The organism is Streptomyces sp. MMG1533 (assembly GCF_001279775.1).
GTDB lineage: Bacteria > Actinomycetota > Actinomycetes > Streptomycetales > Streptomycetaceae > Streptomyces.
The window spans coordinates 21,299-41,986 of the sequence record NZ_LGDG01000156.1; the positions used below are offsets into that span (position 1 = coordinate 21,299).

Below are 20,688 nucleotides of genomic sequence, written 5' to 3' on the forward strand. Positions count from 1 at the left end.
GTCAGAGATAACGCTGGGTCGAGCGTAGGCCGCCGGGGCGCCGTCCGTCCATGGCCGTGCGGCGCCCGGGCCCTCGGCTTGCTACGCGTCCTTGGCGGCCCGATACACGCACGCCTGCGTGCCGGTCGGCGCGGCCGCCGTCGACACCAGCTCGAAGGCGGCCTTCGTCCCGTCCTCCGGGAAGATCGACTTGCCGCCGCCGAGCATCACCGGCATGACGATGAGCCGCAGCTCGTCGACCAGGCCCTCGCTCAAAAGCGTGCGGGAGAGCGAGGGGCTGCCCATGATCAGGAGATTGCCGCCGTCGCTCTCGCGCAGCTTGCGGATGTGGGCGAGAGCCTCGTCGCCGGGGATACGGGTCGTGTTGTCCCAGGTCAACTGGTCATCCGTGAGCGTCCGGGACACGACGTACTTCGCAATGGAGTTCATCCGGTCCGCGAACGGATCCCCGGCCCGCTCCGGCCACGCCCTCGCCATCATCTGCCACGTACGCCGCCCGAACAGCAGCGCGTCGGCCTCCCGCATCGCCGCGTCGAAGGCCCCACCGGCGACCTCCGGGTCGAAGAACTGGTGCGTCCAGCCACCGTGCGCGAACCCGCCCTCGGTGTCCTCCTCCGGCCCGCCCGGCGCCTGCACGACGCCGTCCAGGCTGATGAAAGCGGTGATGACGATGCTCATGGGACCCACTCCGGTTCCTCGCGGACGCCGAACCGACGTGTTCGGCGATTACGGCTGTACAGACCGGGGCGCGGCGAGGAACTCATCGGTAAAGCCGAGCCGTTTCCGCGACGCTGTCCTCGACACCACTGCCCGTCGGCCGACCGCAGGCTTCCACCCAACGGGGCGGCAGGTACGGCGACGGGTGGATGGGGCTGGCGGGAGAGGTGAGGGCACGTCGACGAGCACACCTGGCCCACCCACTTCACCCGCCCGCCCGCTGGGGCCAGCGCCGGTCCGGGTCTCTCAGCCCGTCCGGCGTTCGAGGATGAGCTCGACCGTCCCGATCCCCCGCCCACCCGCTGGGGGCGCTCCCTTGCGGCGCCGGTCCGCATCTCTCAGCCCGTCCGGCGTTTGAGGACGAGGCCCGTTCGGGGCCGAGCGGGGGTCTGGGGGCGGCAGCCCTCAGGGCAAGGTCCACCTCTCGACCGACCGAGACGGGTGGCAGGGTGGGCAAAGGCCTGGGGGTCCGGGGGCGGAGCCCCCGGCAGACGACCACACCAACGCCGGGTCACCGCACAGGCACCGGCGAGCTCACCCCCGCGGAACCCCGGAGGACCCCCGCACCATCAACTCCCCCCGAACCGTGGCGATCCCACCCGGCGGCGGCTCCTCCCGCCCCATCGCGATCCGCCCCGCCCGAGCCCCCGCCTCCGCGAGCGGCAGCCGAACCGTCGTAAGAGACGGCACCGCATCGATGCTGAAGGGAAGATCGTCGAACCCGGCCACCGACACGTCGTCCGGAATCCGCAGCCCGGAGTCCCGCAGCGCCGCGCACGCGCCCAGCGCGACGGAGTCGTTCGCCGCCACCACCGCCGTCAACGACGGATCCCGCCGCAGCAGCTCCAGCGTGGCCTCGTAGCCCGAGCGCCGGTCGTACCGCCCGTGGACGGTCCACCGAGGGTCCTCGTCGATGCCGTGGGCCGCGAGCGCCTCCCGGTGTCCTTCCAGCCGGTGGCGGGTCGTCGTACGTTCCTCCGGACCCGCGATGTACCCCAGCCGCCGATGCCCGAGCCCGATGAGGTGCTCGGTCAGCTCCCGCCCGCCCCCACGGTTGTCGAAGGTCAGCGCGATCGCCTGGGTGTCCGGCGCCGGCGGTCTCCCGCACAGCACCACCCGCGTCCCCGCCTCCGCCAGCTTCCGCAGCTTCGCCGTCATGGCCGCCGCGTGCGGCACGTTCTCCATGGCACCGCCGGTCAGCACGACCGCCGCCGCCCGCTGCCGCTGCAGCAGCGTGAGGTAGGTCAGCTCGCGCTCCGGGGAGCCCCCGGTGTTGCACACGACCGCCAGTCGCTCGCCCCCCGCGCGCCCGCCCGGCCCACCGATCTCGGACTGGATCGCGCCCGCCATGATCCCGAAGAACGGGTCGGCGATGTCGTTCACCAGGATCCCGACCAGGTCGGACGTCGCCGCCGCCAGGGAGCTCGCCGGGCCGTTCAGTACGTAGTCCAGCTCGTCCACCGCCCGCAGCACCCGCTCACGGGTGGAGGCGGCGACGGGGTAGTTCCCGTTGAGCACGCGCGACACCGTCGCGGGGGAGACCTGGGCGCGGGCCGCCACGTCCGCCAGGGTCACCGTCATGTCGTCGTCCTCCGGTCGCGCATCTCGTCGTACCTCGTCGTACACACACCGACCTGAGCCGGTCCCTCGTCGTACACGGGCCAACGGCCCTCACCGACCTGAGCCGGTCCCTCGTCGTACACGGGCCAACGGCCCTCACCGGTTCCCACAGCCGTGACCCGGCCACAGGTCGGCCACCGGCCGGCCATGGGTAAGCCAGGGGCAGGCCATGGGTAAGTCAAAGGTGTCGACCAGACCCTAAAGCCCCAGCCCCCTGGTGTTCGCCCCCTCGAACAACTCAACCGCGTCACGGTCTTGTCTGGACCGCTGCTCAGAGGCTAGCTTCTCATCAGATAGAAAGCGCTTGCTGTAACGCTCATCAGTAGAGGCGTACGCGGCGCGCACAACCGCGTACGAAACGCGCACGACGCCGCGTACGACGCCTACGAAGGGAATGACGTGACACGCAAGACGGTGCGTATCGCCATGAACGGCGTGACCGGGCGCATGGGCTACCGCCAGCACCTGGTCCGCTCCATCCTGGCGCTCCGCGAGCAGGGCGGCCTCGACCTCGGCGACGGCACCGTGCTGTGGCCGGAGCCGATCCTGGTCGGCCGCCGCGAGCACGCCCTCCGGGCGCTGGCAGAGCAGCACGGCCTGGAGCACATCTCCACGGACGTCGACGAGGTCCTCGCCGACCCGACCGTCGACATCTACTTCGACGCCCAGGTCACCTCCGCCCGCGAGGAGGCGATCAAGAAGGCGATCGCCGCGGGCAAGCACATCTACACGGAGAAGCCGACGGCCACCGGCCTCGAAGGCGCCCTGGAACTCGCCCGCCTGGCCAACGAGAAGGGCATCAAGCACGGCGTCGTCCAGGACAAGCTCTTCCTCCCGGGCCTGCTCAAGCTCAAGCGCCTCATCGACGGCGGCTTCTTCGGCCGGATCCTCTCCATCCGCGGCGAGTTCGGCTACTGGGTCTTCGAGGGCGACTGGCAGACCGCCCAGCGCCCGTCCTGGAACTACCGTGCCGAGGACGGCGGCGGCATCGTCGTCGACATGTTCCCGCACTGGGAGTACGTCCTGCACGAGCTGTTCGGCCGCGTGAAGTCCGTCCAGGCCCTCACCGCCACGCACATCCCGCAGCGCTGGGACGAGAACGACAAGCCCTACGACGCCACCGCCGACGACGCCGCCTACGGCATCTTCGAGCTCGACGGCGGCGCGATCGCCCAGATCAACTCCTCGTGGGCGGTCCGCGTCAACCGCGACGAACTCGTCGAGTTCCAGGTGGACGGTACCGAGGGCTCGGCGGTCGCCGGTCTGCGCAACTGCCGCGTCCAGCACCGCAGCGCCACCCCCAAGCCCGTCTGGAACCCGGACATCCCCGCCACCGAGGTCTTCCGCGACCAGTGGCAGGAAGTGCCCGACAACTCCGAGTTCGACAACGGCTTCAAGGCCCAGTGGGAGCTCTTCCTCAAGCACGTCTACGCCGACGCCCCCTACCACTGGGACCTCCTCGCCGGCGCCCGCGGCGTCCAGCTCGCCGAGCTGGGCCTGAAGTCGTCGGCCGAGGGCCTCCGTCTCGACGTACCGGAGATCTCGCTGTGACCATCCGACTCCCCGACTCCAAGGGCGGGTTGCGGACGTACGAGCCCCGCCCCGAACCCCTCGCCGTCACCTCCGGCGCCGCCTTCACCTCCCGTACGGTCTTCTCGGCGGCCCACGTCGTCGCCGACCCGTACGCCGACGTGTCGCCCGATTCGCCGGCCGCCGTCGACTGGGACGCCACCCTCGCCTTCCGCCGCCACCTGTGGTCCCACGGGCTGGGCGTCGCCGAGGCCATGGACACCGCCCAGCGCGGCATGGGCCTGGACTGGGCGGGCGCGGCCGAGCTGATCCGCCGCAGCGCCGCCGAGGCCAAGTCGGTCGGCGGCCTCGTCGCGTGCGGTGTCGGCACCGACCAGATCGCGGCCGGTTCCCTGAAAGAAGTCCGGGCCGCGTACGAGGAGCAGCTCGCGGTCGTGGAGGAGTCCGGCGCGCAGGCCATCCTGATGGCCTCACGGGCACTGGCGGCTGCGGCTTCCGGCCCCGAGGACTACCTCGACGTCTACGGCCATCTCCTCCGCCAGGCCGCCGAGCCGGTCATCCTGCACTGGCTCGGCCCGATGTTCGACCCGGCGCTGGAGGGCTACTGGGGCTCGACCGACCTCGACGCGGCGACGGACACGTTCCTGGAGGTCATCGCCGCCCACCCGGACAAGGTGGACGGCATCAAGGTCTCCCTCCTGGACGCCCAGCGCGAGATCGACCTGCGCCGCAGGCTCCCGAAGGGCGTGCGCTGCTACACGGGCGACGACTTCAACTACCCCGAGCTGATCGCGGGCGACGAGCAGGGCTTCAGCCACGCGCTGCTCGGCATCTTCGACCCGCTGGGGCCCCTGGCGGCCGAGGCGGTACGGGCGTTGGACACGGGGAACGTGCCCGGCTTCCGCGAACTCCTCGACCCCACCGTCGAGTTGTCCCGCCACCTCTTCCAGACGCCGACCCGCTTCTACAAGACGGGCGTGGTGTTCCTGGCGTGGCTCGCGGGGCATCAGAGCCACTTCACGATGGTCGGCGGCCTGCAGTCGGCCCGCTCCCTCCCGCACTTCGCCCGCGCCTACGAACTCGCCGACGGCCTGGGCCTGTTCCCGGACCCGAAGCGGGCCGAGGAACGGATGAAGAACCTGCTCAGCCTGTACGGAGTGACCCAGTGAGCACCGGACTCGAACGCTTCTCCATCAACCAGATGACGGTCAAGCAGCTGTCGATGCCAGAACTGGTCGACAGCTGCCTCGAGTTGGGCGTCCCGGGCGTGGGCCTCTGGCGCGAGCCCGTCCAGTCGTACGGCGTGGAGGCGACGGCGAAACTGATCCGCGACGCGGGTCTGGCCGTCACCACCCTCTGCCGCGGCGGCTTCTTCACCGCGATCGACCCGGACGAGCGCGCGGCGGCCCTGGCCGACAACCGCCGGGCGGTCGACGAGGCCGCCACCCTCGGCACCGACGTGCTGGTCCTGGTCTCCGGTGGCCTGCCGGCCGGCTCCAAGGACCTGCACGGAGCCCGGGAACGGATCGCCGACGCGCTGGCCGAGCTGGGCCCGTACGCGGAGCAGCACGGTGTGAAGCTGGCCATCGAGCCGCTGCACCCCATGTACGCCGCCGACCGCTGCGTGGTCTCGACGCTCACCCAGGCCCTCGACCTCGCCGAACGCTTCCCGGCCCACCAGGTCGGTGTCACGGTGGACACGTACCACATCTGGTGGGACGACACGGCGCCGGCGCAGATCGCCCGGGCGGGCGCGGGCGGCCGTATCCACACCTTCCAGCTCGCCGACTGGACCACCCCGCTGCCGGAGGGCGTCCTGAACGGCCGCGGGCAGATCGGCGACGGCTCGATCGACATGCGGGAGTGGAAGGGCTACGTGGAGGCGGCCGGATACACCGGGCCGATCGAAGTCGAGCTGTTCAACGACGAGTTGTGGGCGCGGGACGGCCGGGAGGTGCTGGCGGAGACAGCTTCGCGGTTCGTGGAACACGTGATCCAATGAGCGTGTGACCGACACGAGCGCTTCGCTGGGGCCGCTCAACCTGTTCGACGGCCGCTGGGTGGTGGGGGACGTCCGGCGGCCGGACGGGTATTGGGTGGAGTTCCGCGCGGACGGGCTGTACCAGCACGCGCGGGATTCCGAGGGGCAGGTGATTCCCTGGCCCCGGATCATGCTCGGCATTGGCTTCACCCTCGGCGGCAAGTACCCGTCGAGAGGCTCTTACAGCATGTGGGGGATGCTCGGTGGGCTGCCGGGTCCCTGGAAGGGGCGGTTCGGCGGCTACCTGCACATGACGCTGCGCCACCCGTACGAGGACTGGGTGGCTCGCTTCGACCGCCATCCCCGCTGGTACCCCGGCGCCCAGCTCGTGCTGTTCGAGGAGCTGCTGCGCCAGACGGGTGTCGCGGATGAGCTGCACCTGCTCGGCGACAGGGTCTGGCTGGGGAGCGTGGTCGCTCAACTGGCGCCTCGGCGTCCCTGGACACAGCGCAGCCTGCGAGACGCGGTGAAACGGGCCAGGAAGATCGCGCCGCCCTCGGCCGGCGAGGCGGCGAGCTGATGCGCGCATCGGTGGCCGCACTGTGGCGCTACCCGGTGAAGTCGATGCTGGGCGAGCGGCTTCCCGCGGCCGAGGTGACCGAGCGCGGCCTGGCGGGCGACCGTCGACTGGCCCTGCTGGACCGGGAGACGGGAAAGATCGCGAGCGCCAAGAACCCGCGACTGTGGCGGGCGCTGCCGACCTGCACCGCGACGCTCACCGAGGGCGGGGTGCGAATCACCGCACCGAACGGCACCGAAGTGCTCGGCCCCGGCGCCCTCTCGGAGATCGTGGGCCGCGCGGTCACGCTGACCGACGTACCCCCGTCGGACGCTACGCTCGACCGGTCCCGGCCGGAAGAAGTCCTGCGTGCGGGCGTGGACGCCCAGGTGGACGCCGAAGTCGTCCGGTTCGGGTCGGCGTCCCCGCCCGGCACCTTCTTCGACTACGCGCCGATCCACCTGATCACCACCTCGACTCTGGCGAGGATCGCCGCGCTGAGCCCGCGCGGGACCGTCGAGGTGTGCCGCTACCGGCCCAACCTGGTCGTCGACACCGGCGACGACGAGGGCTTCGTGGAACACGACTGGGCCGGCGGGGAGCTGCGGATCGGCGACCGGCTCACGCTCCGCGTCCTCGCGTCGACTCCCCGCTGCGCGGTCCCCACCCTCGCCCACGGCGACCTGCCCCGCGACCCCGACGCCCTGCGCATCCCCGCCCGGCACAACCGCGTCCACGCCCTGCCGGGCCGCGAGCCGGAGCCGTGTGCCGGGGTGTACGCGCAGGTGGTGCGGGGCGGGTGGGTGCGGGAGGGCGACGCAGTGCGGGTCTGAGCGCCGCGCCGAAAAATATCCGGGAATGCCGTACAACCCTTCTCGCACCCGGTGTGTCGTACATGGCATCAGGACTTCTAGGAGGGGGATCCGGGGGGATTGCGGGGGTTCTGATGTGGAGGGGAAAACCCGAGGGGGCCCGGTCGAAGGACTGGGCCCCCTCGAATTTGCCCGGCCCCGTCTCGTGGTTGCCGTGGTTGCCGTGGTTGCCGTTCCCGGCCGGTACCGGTGCGTCGGCTGTGACGCGGTGGAGTGGCTGAATCGGCGCATTGCCCGTGTGGCGGCCGTGGCCCACGCTGCTCCCTGAGCAGGACCACGGTCGCTTCAGGGGCGGGGTTGGGTTTCGTGCTGCGTGTCCACTTCACACCCGAGGACCTCGCCCGCGTCCGGGTCGCGAGCGCGCCCGACCCGCTCTGGGAGATCACCTGCAGCCTGCACCGGCTGCAGACCTCGCGAGGGCGCTGGGCCTACGCCGACTGGTATCGAGAGACCCGGGCCACCCTCGCGGGCACGGCGCTCGGGGACGCGGTGCGCCGGCTGCTCGTCCCGGTGCTGCCCCGGGCGCGTTACCTGCCCGACTTCCTGACGCCCCTCGAAGCCGCCGACGGGCTGGAACGGGGCTTCGCGGCGATCGTCGACACCCCGCCGAAGCGGGTCGCCCACGAGGTGCGGATGCTGGGCCGGCTCAGCGGCGCTCCGTCCTGGGCTCCCCGGCTGGTGGAACGTACGACCCGCGAGGAACTCGTCAAAGTCCTGCGCGCCTACCACGACGCCGTCGTCGCACCTCACCACGACCGCATCTGTTCCTCCGTCGCCGGCGAACGCGCCCTGCTCGCCCGCGAGAACCTCGACACCGGCATCGACGGACTGCTCGCCGGACTGTCGTCCGCCATCCGCTGGCAGCCGCCGGTCCTCCACGTCGACTACGTCGTGGACCGCGACCTGCACCTCGGCGGCCGCGGGCTGCGTCTGGTCCCTTCCTACTTCTGCTGGCAGTCGCCGGTCTCCCTGGCGGACGACGCCCTGCAACCGGTGCTGATCTATCCCGTGCACGGCACCCGGCTCCCCGACCCCGCGTGTCCCCCCGACGTCTCCCTCGCCGCCCTGCTGGGCCGCACCCGCGCCGCCGCGCTACGGGCGCTCGTTCTCGGGGCGACCACCTCGGAACTGGCCCGCTGCCTGGGCGTCTCGCCCGCCACCGTCACCCATCACACCACCGTGCTGCGCGACGCGGGCCTGATCATCAGCAGCCGTCGGCACAACACCGTGCTGCACACTCTCACCCCCCTCGGCGCGGCGATGCTCGGGCAGAAGTCACCGGCCGCGCGCGCCGAACCGGCGGCCCGCGTCGAGATCCAGTCACGCGCCACGGCGTCGCAGCCGTCCCCATGAGGCCCAGACTCGTCCCCTGAGCCCCGCCGGTCTCACGAGCACCACCGGAGCAACGGCCTCCGGCTCCCGGCCCGGGCCTTTCGAGCACCGTCGAAGGTCGTGGTCCGGGTCCGTCCGGCTCTGCGAGCGTGTCCGGCGAAAGCACACCCGGGCGGGCGGACCGCCCCGCCCGTGACGACCGTAGAAGGGGGAAACCATGAAGAGAGCCATCGCCTCCGGCGCGTTCGCACTCGTCACCGCAGCGACCTGTCTGGTGCTCGCGCCCACCGCGTCCGCGGCGCCGGACGCATGCGTGACGAGCACGCTGACGACCGGATCGAACGAGGGTGTGGGCACCCAGGTCAGGAAGTCGTCCACCAGCACCTGCGGCGACCTCAACCTCACCTACACCGACGACAAGACGCAGTACGGCTACGACGGCTACGCCGGCCGTCTCTACCACAGCTCCAGCAGCCGCTGGATCACCTGTGACGCGGGCTACGTCTGGGCCTACGACGGCAGCCACAGCGTCAACGACAGCAAGTTCTGGCTGTGCACCGACGTCTCCGACAACACCCTGTTCACGGTGGCGAGCGCCGCGAACGGCGGCGACACCGTCCGCATCACCCACTGACCCGATCCCGGCCCGCGAGGGTGCCGTCCGGACCCGGACGGCACCCCCCGGCGACCGGGAGGAGAGGAGTGATCCGGATGATCCGGGCCCCGTTCCTGGTGCGCATGGCGGTCGCGACCGCCGCCCTGCTCGCCACCGCGTGCTCCGCCGACCACGGCCGGTCGCCCGAGACCTCGGCCGCGCTCGTGGCCCCCGCCCGCCTCGGCCGTGCCCTGCCGGACGACCCCGTGCGCATGGTCCTGCCGGCCACGGGTGCCGAGACGCGGTGGACGCAGGGCCTGGACGTGTTCGGCCGGCAGGTGGCGCGAGCCGCGACCCTCGCCTGTGCACACGAGAGCGGAATCGGGCTCCCCGAGGAGGTGCCGCTCGCGTTCATCCGGTTCTTCGAACTCCCCGACCTGGACTTCATCGCCCGGCACGGACTGAGCGCCAGCGCCGAGGTCCCCACCGACGCGACCCCCTCCGGCACGGCCCGTGCCGGCAGCGCGGCGGCGGTGAGCCGCTGCCGCGCTGCAGGTACGACGGCCGCCGACGCACTGCGCGACATCTATGTCCCGCTCCAGCAGCAGTGGATCGGTGAAGTCGTCTCCCTGCGCAGCGATCCCGCCGTGCTGCGGGCCCGGCGCGGCCTGCCGGACTGTCTGGCCGGGCAGGGCATCCCGGCTCGCGACGAGCAGAGCTTCATGTCCGTGGCCGACGTCCGCCAACAGACCGCCGCCCCCGCCGATCTCCCCGGCACGGCACGCGAGTTGGGCCGCACGTACGCCCTCTGCATGCGCCCCGTCGAAGCCGTCCGCGAACCGGCCCGGCTGCGCCTGCGCGCCCGCTTCCTGACCGAGCACGCCGACGAGATCCGGGAGTTGCGCAAGACCCTGGTCCCGGCACTCCACCGCGCCGAGAAGGAGTACGGCGTCCCGCTCATCTTTCCCGCGCCCTAGTCTTTCCCGCGCCCTAGAAGAACACCCCGCACCGCAGCAGCACGTTCGCATACGGCCGCGCCTCCCCGGTCCGTACGACCAGACGCGCGCCCCCAGACAGCTCCTTGAGCTTCTCGTGCGGGACCAGGGCGAGGTCGGGAAAGTGCCCGTCCAGCAGCACCGAAGCCGCCGGATTGGCCTCCCGTACCTCGGTCGCCGCGGTCGCGCCCTCGACCACCAGCTCGGCCAGCAGCCCCTCCAGCACCTCGGCGAAGGACGGCACCCCGGCGCGGAAGGCGAGGTCGACGACCCGCGGCCCGCCGGGTATGGGCATGCCGGCGTCGCACACCAGCACGCCGTCCCCGTGGCCCAGCTCGGCCAGCGCGCCGGAGAGATGGCGGTTGAGGATGCCGGCCTTCTTCACAGGGCCTCGACCTCCGCCGCCGTCGGGAACGACTCCTGCGCGCCTCGCTTCGTCACCGCAGACGCCCCGACCCGGGACGCGTAAGCGGCCGCCTCCGCAAGCGACGCACCGGCGCCCAGCCGATACGCCAGCGCCGCGGTAAAGGCATCGCCCGCTCCGGTCGTGTCCACGGCGGCCACCTTCACGGACGGGACACGGGCCACGCCCTCCGCGGACGCCACCAGCGCACCCTCCGCGCCCAGCGTCACCACCACCGACCGCGGCCCCTTCGCGAGCAGGACCCGCGCCCAGTCCTCGGGCCGCTCGCCGGCACGGGCGTCCCCGAGGATCACCTTCGCCTCGTGCTCGTTGACGATCAGCGGGTCGCAGGCCGCCAGCAGCTCCGGGGGGAGCGGACGCGGCGGTGACGGGTTCAGGACGAAGCGGCTGTCCGGCGCGAGATGGCGAACGACCTCCACGACCGTCTCCAGCGGGATCTCCAGCTGCGTGGACACCACACGGGAGGCCTGGAAGAGGCCGGCCGCCGCTCGCACGTCCCCCGGGGTCAGCCGGCCGTTCGCGCCCGGTGAGACCACGATGCTGTTGTCGCCCGACGGGTCCACGGTGATCAGCGCGACGCCGGTCGGCGCACCACCCACCACGACGCCCACCGTGTCGACACCGGCCGCCCGCTGGGAGTCGAGCAGCAGCCGGCCGTGCGCGTCGTCGCCGACCCGGGCCAGCAGGGCCGTACGGGCGCCGAGGCGGGCGGCGGCGACCGCCTGGTTCGCGCCCTTGCCGCCCGGGTGGACGGTCAGGTCGGTGCCGAGGACCGTCTCTCCGGGCCCGGGCCGTCGTTCGACGCCGATCACCAGGTCGGCGTTGGCCGACCCTACGACCAGTAGGTCGTAGTCGTACATGAATGGACTCCCCTAGTGAGTGACTCGGGGCGGGCGGCCTCGTGACCGCCCGCCCGCTCGCCGATGTCAGCCGCTGAACCCGGCCACGTTCTCCTGCGTGACCACCTTCACCGGCACCTTCACCGTCTCCTCGACCTTCTTGCCCTCGAGTGCCTTCAGCGCGTTGTCCACGGCAATCCTGCCCAGCTGGGTCGGCTGCTGCGCCACGGACGCGTACAGCGTGCCCGCCTCGACCGCCTTCAGGCCGTCCGGCGTGCCGTCGAAGCCGACGACCTGGACGGACTTGCCGGCCTTGGAGCCCAGCGCCTTGATCGCGCCGAGGGCCATCTCGTCGTTGGCGGCGATGACGCCCTGGACGTCCGGGTGTGCCTGGAGCAGGTTCGACATCACGTCGAGGCCCTTGGTGCGGTCGAAGTCGGCCGGCTGCTGGGCCACGACCTGGATGCCCGGGTAGGCCTTGAGACCGTTCGCGAAGCCCTCGGCGCGCTCCCGGGCGGCGGAGGTGCCGGCCTGGCCCTGCAGGATCACGATCTTGCCCTTGCCGCCCAGCTTCTCGGCGACCGTCTTCGCGGCGAGTTCGCCGCCCGCGACGTTGTCGGAGGCGACCAGCGCGTCCGTCGTGGCCTTGTTGACGCCCCGGTCGACGGCGATCACGGGGATCTTCGCCTTGTCGGCGGCCCGTACCGAGGGGCCCGCCGCGTCCGAGTCCACGGGGTTGACGATGATCGCGTCGAAGCTCGAACTGGTGAAGTTCTGCAGCTGGTTGGCCTGCTGGGAGGCGTCGTTCTGCGCGTCCGTGACGGTGAGGTCCACGCCCTGCTTCTTCGCCTCGGCCTGGGCGCCCGCCCGGATCTGCACGAAGAAGGGGTTGTTGAGGGTGGACAGGGACAGACCGACCTTCGGCGTCGAGGACGAGGAGGAGCCGCCGTGCAGGAACGAGGTCGCGCCGACGATCGCCACGGTGACCACCGCGGCCAGCGCGTACGTCGTCGCCTGCTTGCCCCTGCCCCCGCCGGACGCGCCCGCCACCGGGGTCGCCCCGGCCTTGCGGCGCAGGGTGTCGAGCAGCACCGCCAGCGCGATGACGACACCGATGACGACCTGCTGCCAGAAGGCGGACACCGAAAGGAGGTTGAGACCGTTCCTCAGCACCGCCAGGATCAGCGCGCCGATCAGCGTGCCGGACGCCTTGCCGGTACCGCCCGCGAGCGAGGCGCCGCCGATGACGACCGCGGCGATCGCGTCCAGCTCGTAGCCGTCGGCGGCCTGCGGCTGCGCGGAGGACAACCGGGAGGCGAGCACGATGCCCGCGGCGGCGGCGAAGACGCCGGACAGGGCGTAGATGGCGAGCTTCTGCTTCTTCACCCGCAGGCCGGACAGCCGTGCGGCCTCCTCGTTGCCGCCGATCGCGTACATGGAGCGGCCGATGTACGTCCGGCCGAGCACGAAGGCGGCGATCAGCCCCATCACGATCATCACGAGGACCGGCACCGGCAACCAGCCGCCGAGGGTGTCACCGAGGTGGGAGACCGAGTCGGGGAAGGCTATCGGCGAGCCCTCGGAGATCACCAGCGACAGACCGCGGGCCACCGACAGCATGGCCAGCGTCGCGATGAACGGCGGCAGCTTGCCGTAAGCGACGAGGAAGCCGTTGACCAGGCCGGCCGCGATACCGGTGGCGATCGCGAGGACGACCGCCACGACGACCGGAACACCGTGTGAAGTCGCGCTCCAGGCAAGGACGGTGGCCGACAGCGCCGCCACCGAGCCGACCGACAGGTCGATGCCCGCCGAGACGATCACGAAGGTGACGCCGAAGGCGAGGATGGCGGTCACGGCCGCCTGGACGCCCACGTTCAGGAGGTTGTCGGTGGTCAGGAAGTCGCCCGACAGCGCCGACATGGCGACGACGAGGACGATCAGCGCGCTGAGCGCGCCGTTGTCGAGGAGCAGACGGCGGACCGCCGCGGCGCCACCGGCGCCCGCCCCGCTCTTGAGCGTGTCAGCGGCCACGGCCGGCCTCCGGTTCATTGGTAGGTGTGCTTACGGCGAGTGCCATCACGGCGTCCTGGGTGGCCTCGTCCGCGGAGAGTTCGCCCGCGATCCGGCCCTGGGCCATCACCAGGACGCGGTCGCTCATGCCCAGGACTTCGGGCAGATCGCTGGAGATCATCAGGACGGCGGCACCGGCGGCCGTCAGTTCGTTGATCAGCTGGTAGATCTCCACCTTGGCGCCGACGTCGATACCGCGCGTCGGCTCGTCGAGGATCAGCACCTTGGTGTCCGCAAGGAGCCATTTGCCGATGACGACCTTCTGCTGGTTGCCGCCGGACAGCGTCCTGACGTGCTGGCCGAGCCCGGCCATCCGCACGCCGAGCTGCTCGGCGATCCGCGCGGCCGACTCGCGCTGCCCCTTGAGGTCGACGAGCCCGGCACGGGTCGCCGACCGCATGGTCACCAGCCCGAGGTTCTCCTCGACGGACGCGTCCAGCACCAGCCCCTGGCCCTTGCGGTCCTCGGGGATCAGGCCGATACCGGCGGTCATCGCCGCGTTGACGTCGTCCTTGGGGACCGGGGCACCGGAGACCTTCACGGCGCCCTTGTCGTACGGGTCCGCCCCGAACACGGCCCGCACGACCTCCGTACGACCCGCGCCGACCAGCCCCGCGACACCGACGACCTCCCCGGCGTGCACCTCGAAGGTGACGTCGTGGAAGACACCGTCCCGGGTCAGCCCCTCGACGGTGAGCAACGCGCTCCCGGTGTCGGCCCGTTCGCGCGGGTACTGCTGCTCGATCGACCGCCCCACCATCAGGCGTACGAGTTCGTCCTCGGGCGTGTCGGCGGGGACCTGCCCCACGCTCCTGCCGTCGCGGATGACCGTCACCCGGTCTCCCAGGGCGGCGATCTCCTCCAGGTGGTGCGTGATGAAGACGATCCCGACGCCGTCCTCGCGCAGTTTGCGCACGATGGAGAAGAGCTTCTCGACCTCCTCGGAGGTGAGTACGGCGGTCGGCTCGTCCATGATCAGCACGCGCGCGTTCAGGCTGAGCGCCTTCGCGATCTCGACCATCTGGAGGCGCGCGATACCGAGTTCACGCACCCGCGCGCGTGGGGACACGTTCACGCCGACCCGCTCCAGCAGAACGGCGGCGTCCGCCTCCATCCTCTTCCGGTCGATCATCCCCAGGCGGCGCGGCTGCCGCCCCAGGAAGATGTTCTCGGCGACCGTCAGGTCGGGAACGAGGTTGAACTCCTGGTAGATGGTGGCGATCCCGAGGCGCTCGGAGTCCTGCGCACCGTGGATGCGCACCTCCTCGCCGCCGGCCAGGATCCGCCCGCCATCGGGCGTGTAGGCGCCGGAGAGCATCTTGATGAGGGTGCTCTTGCCCGCGCCGTTCTCACCGAGGAGCACGTGCACCTCGCCCCGGCGCAGGTCGAAGTCGACGCCGTCGAGCGCGACCACGCCGGGGAAGGTCTTCCGTATGCCCTCGATGCGCAGCAACTCGTCCGGGTTGCTCACGACTGGCTCCTTCTTACGGGGGACCGCACAGCGGGGGACTGTGCGGGGGGCGGCTCTGGGGGAGCCGACGGCTCTGAGGAGGCCGGTTCGCCGCACGAGCGGCGTACGACGAGACGGGCGGGGAGGGTGACGGACTCGGGAGGCCGCCCCTCGATGCGGTCGACGAGCGCGCGCACGGCGGCCCGCCCCAACTCGCCCGTGGGCTGGGCGATCGCGGTGATCGGCGGATCGGTGTGCACGAACCAGCGGATGTCGTCGAACGCGGCCAGCGCGATGTCCTCGGGAACCCGCAGCCCGCGCGCGCGGATCGCGTCCAGCGCACCCAGGGCCATCAGGTTGTCCGTGGCGAAGACGACCTCGGGCGGCTCGGGCAGGTCGAGGAAGCCCTCGGTGACCCGCCGCCCGCTGTCGGCCTGGAAGTCGCCCTGGCCCGTGTAGACGTCCGGAAGATCGAGACCGTACGCGTGCAGCGCCTCCCTGAAGGCCGCCACACGCTCCTGACCGGTCGTGGTCGCCGCCGGCCCCGCGATGATCGCGAGCCGTCGGTGACCGAGGCCGTGCAGATGGGCGACGAGGTCCCGCACGGCCTCCAGCCCGTCAGCCCGGACGACCGGCACGTCCACGCCCGGGATCCACCGGTCCACGAAGACCATCGGCGTCCCCGCGCGCGCGGCGTCCAGCATCAGCGGGGAGCCGCCGTCGGTCGGGGAGACGAGGAGGCCGTCGATACGGCGGTCCAGCAGGTTCCGTACATGGTGGTCCTGGAGGTCCGGCCGCTCGTCGGCGTTCCCGATGATGACGCTGTAGCCCAGCGCGCGGGCCTCCTCCTCGACGGAGCGGGCCAGCTCGGTGAAGTACGGGTTCATCACGTCGCTGATGACCAGGCCGAGGGTGTGGGTCTGGTCGGTGCGCAGCGACCGGGCGACGGCGTTCGGCCGGTAGCCCAGCACCTCGACGGCGGCCAGCACGCGTGCGCGTGCGTCCGCGCTGACCGACGGATGGTCGTTCAGGACACGCGAGACCGTGGCGACGGAAACGCCCGCCTCGGCAGCGACGTCCTTGATGCTCGCCATCGCCGCTCCACCTCCTTGTGGAACTCGTGCTTGTGGAACTCGTGGAACTCATGGAATCGATTACATCCACTGCGCAGAGAGGATTGGAATCGATTACACGCAACGGCGCAAGACCCCGAGACCGGATCGTGATGTCATGGGGCGCTCCGGTGCGGTCCGGTCGGGCGTACCAGGGGCCCCGGCCGCGTCCCGGTGGCCCTGGAGGACTGCGAGTTCGCTGTCGGTTCCGGGCGGTACCGTCGGATCATGGCTCAGGAAACGGGGAGCGGGGAGCGGCGACTGGCCGTGCTCGAAGGCGTACTGGAGCGGATCACGTACGCCAACGAGGAGAACGGCTACACGGTCGCCCGTGTCGACACCGGCCGAGGCGGCGGCGACCTCCTGACGGTCGTCGGCGCACTGCTCGGCGCCCAGGTCGGCGAGTCCCTGCGGATGGAAGGGCGTTGGGGCTCCCACCCGCAGTACGGCAAGCAGTTCACGGTCGAGAACTACACGACCGTGCTCCCGGCCACGGTCCAGGGCATCCGCCGCTACCTCGGCTCAGGGCTGGTCAAAGGCATCGGACCGGTCTTCGCCGACCGGATCACCCAGCACTTCGGCACGGACACCCTGCAGATCATCGAGGAGGAGCCGAAGCGGCTCATCGAGGTCCCGGGCCTGGGCCCCAAGCGCACCAAGAAGATCGCAGACGCCTGGGAGGAGCAGAAGGCGATCAAGGAGGTCATGCTCTTCCTCCAGACCGTCGAGGTGTCCACGTCGATCGCGGTCCGCATCTACAAGAAGTACGGCGACGCCTCCATCTCCGTCGTGAAGAACCAGCCCTACCGGCTGGCCACCGACGTCTGGGGCATCGGCTTCCTCACCGCCGACCGGATCGCCCAGTCCGTCGGCATCCCGCACGACAGCCCGGAGCGCGTCAAGGCGGGCCTGCAGTACGCCCTTTCGCAGTCCACCGACCAGGGCCACTGCTATCTCCCCGAGGAACAGCTGATCGCCGACGCGGTCAAGCTCCTCCAGGTCGACACCGGCCTGGTCATCGAGTGCCTCGCCGAGCTCGCGGCGCCCCCGGAGGAGGGCGAGGACCCCGGTGTCGTACGGGAGAAGGTGCCCGGCCCGGACGGCGCCCCCGTCACCGCCGTCTACCTCGTCCCCTTCCACCGGGCCGAACTCTCCCTCGCCGCCCAGCTGTTGCGTCTCCTGCGCACCGACCAGGACCGGATGCCCGGCTTCCAGGACGTGGCCTGGGACAAGGCGCTGGGCTGGCTCGCCTCGCGCACCGGCACCGATCTCGCCCCCGAACAGGAGGCCGCCGTCCGGCTCGCGCTCACCAAGAAGGTCGCCGTCCTCACCGGCGGCCCCGGCTGCGGCAAGTCCTTCACGGTCCGCTCGATCGTGGAGCTGGCCCGCGCCAAGAAGGCCAAGGTCGTCCTCGCCGCCCCCACCGGCCGCGCCGCCAAGCGCCTGGCCGAGCTCACCGGCGCCGACGCCTCCACCGTCCACCGCCTGCTGGAGCTGAAGCCAGGCGGCGACGCGGCCTACGACAAGGACCGCCCGCTGGACGCCGATCTGGTGGTGGTCGACGAGGCGTCGATGCTGGACCTGCTGCTCGCGAACAAGCTGGTGAAGGCGGTGCCCCCGGGGGGACACCTCCTGTTCGTCGGAGACGTCGACCAGCTCCCCAGCGTCGGCGCCGGCGAGGTCCTCCGCGACCTGCTTGCCGAGGGCGGCCCGATCCCGGCCGTGCGCCTCACGCGCGTGTTCCGGCAGGCCCAGCAGTCCGGAGTGGTGACGAACGCGCACCGGATCAACTCCGGGCAGCACCCCGTCACCGACGGCATGAAGGACTTCTTCCTCTTCGTCGAGGACGACACGGAGGAGGTCGGCCGGCTCACCGTGGACGTGGCGGCGCGGCGGATTCCGGCCAAGTTCGGGCTCGACCCGCGCCGGGACGTCCAGGTGCTCGCGCCCATGCACCGGGGACCCGCCGGCGCGGGCAACCTCAACGGCCTGCTCCAGCAGGCCATCACCCCCGGGCGCCCCGAGCTGCCCGAGAAGAGGTTCGGCGGCAGGGTCTTCCGGGTCGGCGACAAGGTCACCCAGATTCGCAACAATTACGAGAAGGGCACCAACGGTGTCTTCAACGGCACCGTGGGCGTGGTCACCTCGCTCGACCCGGTCGACCAGCGCCTCACGGTGCTGACGGACGAGGACGAGGAGGTGCCGTACGAATTCGACGAACTGGACGAACTGGCCCACGCGTACGCGGTGACCATCCACCGGTCGCAGGGGAGTGAGTATCCGGCCGTGGTGGTCCCGGTCACCACCAGCGCCTGGATGATGCTCCAGCGGAACCTGCTGTACACGGCGGTCACCCGCGCGAAGAAGCTGGTCGTCCTCGTCGGTTCACGCAAAGCCATCGGTCAGGCGGTGCGCACGGTGTCCGCGGGACGCCGCTGCACGGCACTCGGCTTCCGGCTCTCGGGACTGTGACCGCAAAAAATGATCGATCAAATGAGTCATGTGGGTCACAGAGCTCTTCCGGAAGCGGGTTGAAGAGGGGCAGGATGAGCGAGTTGGCGGCACTCAGTGCCGCCGATAAGCCCAATGGTCGACCCCGAGTGCACTCTCCTGCGCCAAATGGGGGATGGTAGAGACAGTCAGGGCAACCTCGAAGAAGAGGCACAACGTCGGTGAGGGATGACGTGAGCGACAACTCTGTAGTACTGCGGTACGGCGACGGCGAGTACACCTACCCGGTGATCGACAGCACCGTCGGCGACAAGGGCTTCGACATCGGGAAGCTCCGCGCCCAGACCGGTCTGGTGACTCTGGACAGCGGCTACGGGAACACCGCCGCCTATAAATCCGCCGTCACCTACCTCGACGGTGAGCAGGGCATCCTCCGGTACCGCGGCTACCCGATCGAGCAGCTGGCCGAGCGCTCCACCTTCCTGGAGGTCGCCTACCTGCTGATCAACGGCGAGCTGCCCACCGTCGACGAGCTCACCGTCTTCAGGAACGACATCACGCAGCACACCCTGCTGCACGAGGACGTCAAGAACTTCTACCGCGGCTTCCCGCGCGACGCCCACCCGATGGCCATGCTGTCGTCGGTCGTCTCCGCGCTGTCGACGTTCTATCAGGACAGCCACAACCCGTTCGACGAGAAGCAGCGCAACCTCTCCACGATCCGGCTGCTCGCCAAGCTTCCGACGATCGCGGCGTACGCGTACAAGAAGTCGATCGGCCACCCCTTCGTCTACCCGCGCAACGACCTCGGCTACGTCGAGAACTTCCTGCGCATGACCTTCTCGGTCCCGGCGCAGGAGTACGACCTTGACCCGGTCGTCGTCTCCGCGCTCGACAAGCTGCTGATCCTGCACGCGGACCACGAGCAGAACTGTTCGACGTCCACGGTCCGCCTGGTCGGCTCCTCGCAGGCGAACATGTTCGCGTCGATCTCGGCCGGCATCAACGCCCTGTGGGGCCCGCTGCACGGCGGCGCCAACCAGTCCGTCCTGGAGATGCTGGAAGGCATCCAGGCAGGCGGCGGCGATGTCGACTCCTTCATCCGCAAGGTGAAGAACAAGGAGGAGGGCGTCCGCCTGATGGGCTTCGGCCACCGGGTGTACAAGTCCTTCGACCCGCGCGCGAAGATCATCAAGGCCGCCGCGCACGACGTGCTGTCCGCCCTCGGCAAGTCCGACGAGCTGCTGGACATCGCGCTCAAGCTGGAAGAGCACGCGCTCTCCGACGACTACTTCGTCTCGCGCAACCTCTACCCGAACGTCGACTTCTACACCGGCCTGATCTACCGCGCCATGGGCTTCCCGACCGAGATGTTCACGGTCCTGTTCGCCCTCGGCCGCCTCCCGGGCTGGATCGCCCAGTGGCACGAGATGATCAAGGAGCCGGGCTCCCGCATCGGCCGCCCGCGCCAGATCTACACGGGTGTCGTCGAGCGAGACTTCATCCCGGTCGAGGAGCGCTGAGTCGTTCCCCCGAGGCCTCGTACCCGTCGTCCGGGTGCGGGGCCTTCGTCTTGTTGACGGCGTCACGGCGAAACGACGTCACGACGTCACGGCGTCACGGCGAAACGACGTCACGACGTCACAGCGACACGGCTGAAAAGACGGAAGGCGCCCTGCCGCCGGTCCCCCCACGGGCCGGCGTACAGGGCGCCTTCCCATGTCCCGGTGCGGATTCCCCCCACGGGATCCGGCCGGGCGTCTGTGAGAAACCAGCGCCTGAATTCGCTGTTGAGCAAAACGAGCAGAACTCGTCGTACTACTGCTGTGTGCGATCTGCCGGGACAGCGCACGGACGGGAGGGCCGCTCAAAGCTCCCCGGTGTGCGTGCCCCGGCAACGCATCTCTGAGGAAGTCCCCCAAGACATCCTCAGATGCCAGTTCGCGCCCCCCAAGACGCTTGCTGACATCGTCAACTTAGACCTTCGAACCCCTTCGATGGTTACGTTCACATCACTGTGATCTGCGTCTCTTGCATATGTCCGTTAGGTACGCAAGAGCCCGGATACGGCGAACGGGACCCAAGCGTAAGGATGATGCGCGAGCCTTGTGAAGAGCTTATGTGAGGCGGGCGCCGGA

Annotated in this window: 17 protein-coding genes; 10 read left to right on the forward strand and 7 right to left on the reverse strand. The window is 70.6% G+C overall.

Annotated features, from left to right (window positions below):
- Positions 1 to 81: 81 nt before the first annotated feature.
- Positions 82 to 678 (reverse strand): dihydrofolate reductase family protein, encoded by a 597-nt coding sequence (locus ADK57_RS16705; RefSeq protein WP_053750258.1) that lies wholly within the window; start codon positions 676 to 678, stop codon positions 82 to 84.
- Between the two features lie 573 nt (positions 679 to 1,251).
- Entirely contained in the window at positions 1,252 to 2,298 is a 1,047-nt protein-coding gene (locus ADK57_RS16710) for a LacI family DNA-binding transcriptional regulator (RefSeq protein WP_053750259.1), read from the reverse strand.
- Between the two features lie 438 nt (positions 2,299 to 2,736).
- Here ADK57_RS16710 and ADK57_RS16715 point away from each other — a divergent pair, with 438 nt between their 5' ends.
- The 8 genes from ADK57_RS16715 to ADK57_RS49945 all read left to right on the forward strand — a co-directional run bounded on the left by ADK57_RS16715 (position 2,737) and on the right by ADK57_RS49945 (position 10,183).
- On the forward strand, positions 2,737 to 3,888 hold the full coding sequence (locus tag ADK57_RS16715) for a Gfo/Idh/MocA family protein (protein ID WP_053750260.1): 1,152 nt from the start codon (positions 2,737 to 2,739) through the stop codon (positions 3,886 to 3,888).
- Positions 3,885 to 5,036, forward strand: a complete 1,152-nt coding sequence (locus ADK57_RS16720) for a dihydrodipicolinate synthase family protein (protein ID WP_053750261.1) — start codon at positions 3,885 to 3,887, stop codon at positions 5,034 to 5,036. The genes ADK57_RS16715 and ADK57_RS16720 overlap by 4 nt, the downstream gene beginning before the upstream one ends.
- 32 nt (positions 5,037 to 5,068) lie before the next feature.
- The gene (locus tag ADK57_RS16725) at positions 5,069 to 5,869 is read left to right on the forward strand and encodes a sugar phosphate isomerase/epimerase family protein (RefSeq protein ID WP_053750381.1); all 801 of its coding nucleotides are present in this window, start codon (positions 5,069 to 5,071) and stop codon (positions 5,867 to 5,869) included.
- Positions 5,870 to 5,873: 4 nt separating this feature from the next.
- Positions 5,874 to 6,428 carry a hypothetical protein gene (locus tag ADK57_RS16730; protein ID WP_234390225.1) on the forward strand — a complete coding sequence of 185 codons (555 nt, stop codon included), beginning with the start codon at positions 5,874 to 5,876 and terminating at the stop codon, positions 6,426 to 6,428.
- Complete coding sequence (locus tag ADK57_RS16735; RefSeq protein WP_053750262.1) at positions 6,428 to 7,240, forward strand: MOSC domain-containing protein; 813 nt, start codon at positions 6,428 to 6,430, stop codon at positions 7,238 to 7,240. The genes ADK57_RS16730 and ADK57_RS16735 overlap by 1 nt, the downstream gene beginning before the upstream one ends.
- Before the next feature lie 345 nt (positions 7,241 to 7,585).
- Positions 7,586 to 8,632, forward strand: coding sequence for an ArsR/SmtB family transcription factor (locus ADK57_RS16740; protein ID WP_053750383.1), 1,047 nt, complete (start codon positions 7,586 to 7,588; stop codon positions 8,630 to 8,632).
- A 196-nt stretch (positions 8,633 to 8,828) separates the two neighbouring features.
- Complete coding sequence (locus ADK57_RS16745) at positions 8,829 to 9,245, forward strand: hypothetical protein (protein WP_053750263.1); 417 nt, start codon at positions 8,829 to 8,831, stop codon at positions 9,243 to 9,245.
- 77 nt (positions 9,246 to 9,322) lie between these two features.
- The gene (locus ADK57_RS49945) at positions 9,323 to 10,183 is read left to right on the forward strand and encodes a hypothetical protein (protein ID WP_053750384.1); all 861 of its coding nucleotides are present in this window, start codon (positions 9,323 to 9,325) and stop codon (positions 10,181 to 10,183) included.
- Positions 10,184 to 10,196: 13 nt separating this feature from the next.
- Here the strand turns inward: ADK57_RS49945 and rbsD are convergent, their stop codons facing one another.
- The 5 genes from rbsD to ADK57_RS16775 form a co-directional block, all read right to left on the reverse strand.
- Positions 10,197 to 10,586: a D-ribose pyranase gene (gene rbsD, locus ADK57_RS16755; protein WP_053750264.1), complete on the reverse strand. Its 390-nt coding sequence runs from the start codon at positions 10,584 to 10,586 to the stop codon at positions 10,197 to 10,199.
- Positions 10,583 to 11,485 carry a ribokinase gene (locus ADK57_RS16760; RefSeq protein ID WP_053750265.1) on the reverse strand — a complete coding sequence of 301 codons (903 nt, stop codon included), beginning with the start codon at positions 11,483 to 11,485 and terminating at the stop codon, positions 10,583 to 10,585. Before ADK57_RS16760 ends, rbsD begins: the two co-directional genes overlap by 4 nt.
- Positions 11,486 to 11,551: 66 nt before the next feature.
- Positions 11,552 to 13,498 (reverse strand): substrate-binding domain-containing protein, encoded by a 1,947-nt coding sequence (locus ADK57_RS16765; RefSeq protein ID WP_053750385.1) that lies wholly within the window; start codon positions 13,496 to 13,498, stop codon positions 11,552 to 11,554.
- Complete coding sequence (locus ADK57_RS16770) at positions 13,488 to 15,008, reverse strand: sugar ABC transporter ATP-binding protein (RefSeq protein WP_053750266.1); 1,521 nt, start codon at positions 15,006 to 15,008, stop codon at positions 13,488 to 13,490. The genes ADK57_RS16765 and ADK57_RS16770 overlap by 11 nt, the downstream gene beginning before the upstream one ends.
- Entirely contained in the window at positions 15,005 to 16,081 is a 1,077-nt protein-coding gene (locus ADK57_RS16775; RefSeq protein ID WP_053750267.1) for a LacI family DNA-binding transcriptional regulator, read from the reverse strand. Before ADK57_RS16775 ends, ADK57_RS16770 begins: the two co-directional genes overlap by 4 nt.
- Before the next feature lie 246 nt (positions 16,082 to 16,327).
- On the opposite strand from ADK57_RS16775, the gene ADK57_RS16780 reads away from it, so the two are divergent.
- Together ADK57_RS16780 and ADK57_RS16785 are read left to right on the forward strand one after the other, a co-directional pair.
- A complete protein-coding gene (locus tag ADK57_RS16780; protein ID WP_053750386.1) occupies positions 16,328 to 18,571 on the forward strand; it encodes an ATP-dependent RecD-like DNA helicase in 2,244 nt (747 codons plus the stop codon).
- 212 nt (positions 18,572 to 18,783) lie between these two features.
- The gene (locus ADK57_RS16785; RefSeq protein ID WP_053750268.1) at positions 18,784 to 20,073 is read left to right on the forward strand and encodes a citrate synthase; all 1,290 of its coding nucleotides are present in this window, start codon (positions 18,784 to 18,786) and stop codon (positions 20,071 to 20,073) included.
- Positions 20,074 to 20,688 lie beyond the last annotated feature (615 nt).

Bases quoted from the DNA above. Each gene is read 5' to 3' on its own strand.
- ADK57_RS16775 (WP_053750267.1), bottom strand. From the start codon at position 16,081: ATGGCGAGCATCAAGGACGTCGCTGCCGAGGCGGGCGTTTCCGTCGCC.
- ADK57_RS16780 (WP_053750386.1), top strand. From the start codon at position 16,328: ATGGCTCAGGAAACGGGGAGCGGGGAGCGGCGACTGGCCGTGCTCGAA.
- ADK57_RS16745 (WP_053750263.1), top strand. From the start codon at position 8,829: ATGAAGAGAGCCATCGCCTCCGGCGCGTTCGCACTCGTCACCGCAGCG.
- ADK57_RS49945 (WP_053750384.1), top strand. From the start codon at position 9,323: ATGATCCGGGCCCCGTTCCTGGTGCGCATGGCGGTCGCGACCGCCGCC.
- ADK57_RS16760 (WP_053750265.1), bottom strand. From the start codon at position 11,485: ATGTACGACTACGACCTACTGGTCGTAGGGTCGGCCAACGCCGACCTG.
- ADK57_RS16725 (WP_053750381.1), top strand. From the start codon at position 5,069: ATGACGGTCAAGCAGCTGTCGATGCCAGAACTGGTCGACAGCTGCCTC.
- ADK57_RS16705 (WP_053750258.1), bottom strand. From the start codon at position 678: ATGAGCATCGTCATCACCGCTTTCATCAGCCTGGACGGCGTCGTGCAG.
- ADK57_RS16710 (WP_053750259.1), bottom strand. From the start codon at position 2,298: ATGACGGTGACCCTGGCGGACGTGGCGGCCCGCGCCCAGGTCTCCCCC.
- ADK57_RS16735 (WP_053750262.1), top strand. From the start codon at position 6,428: ATGCGCGCATCGGTGGCCGCACTGTGGCGCTACCCGGTGAAGTCGATG.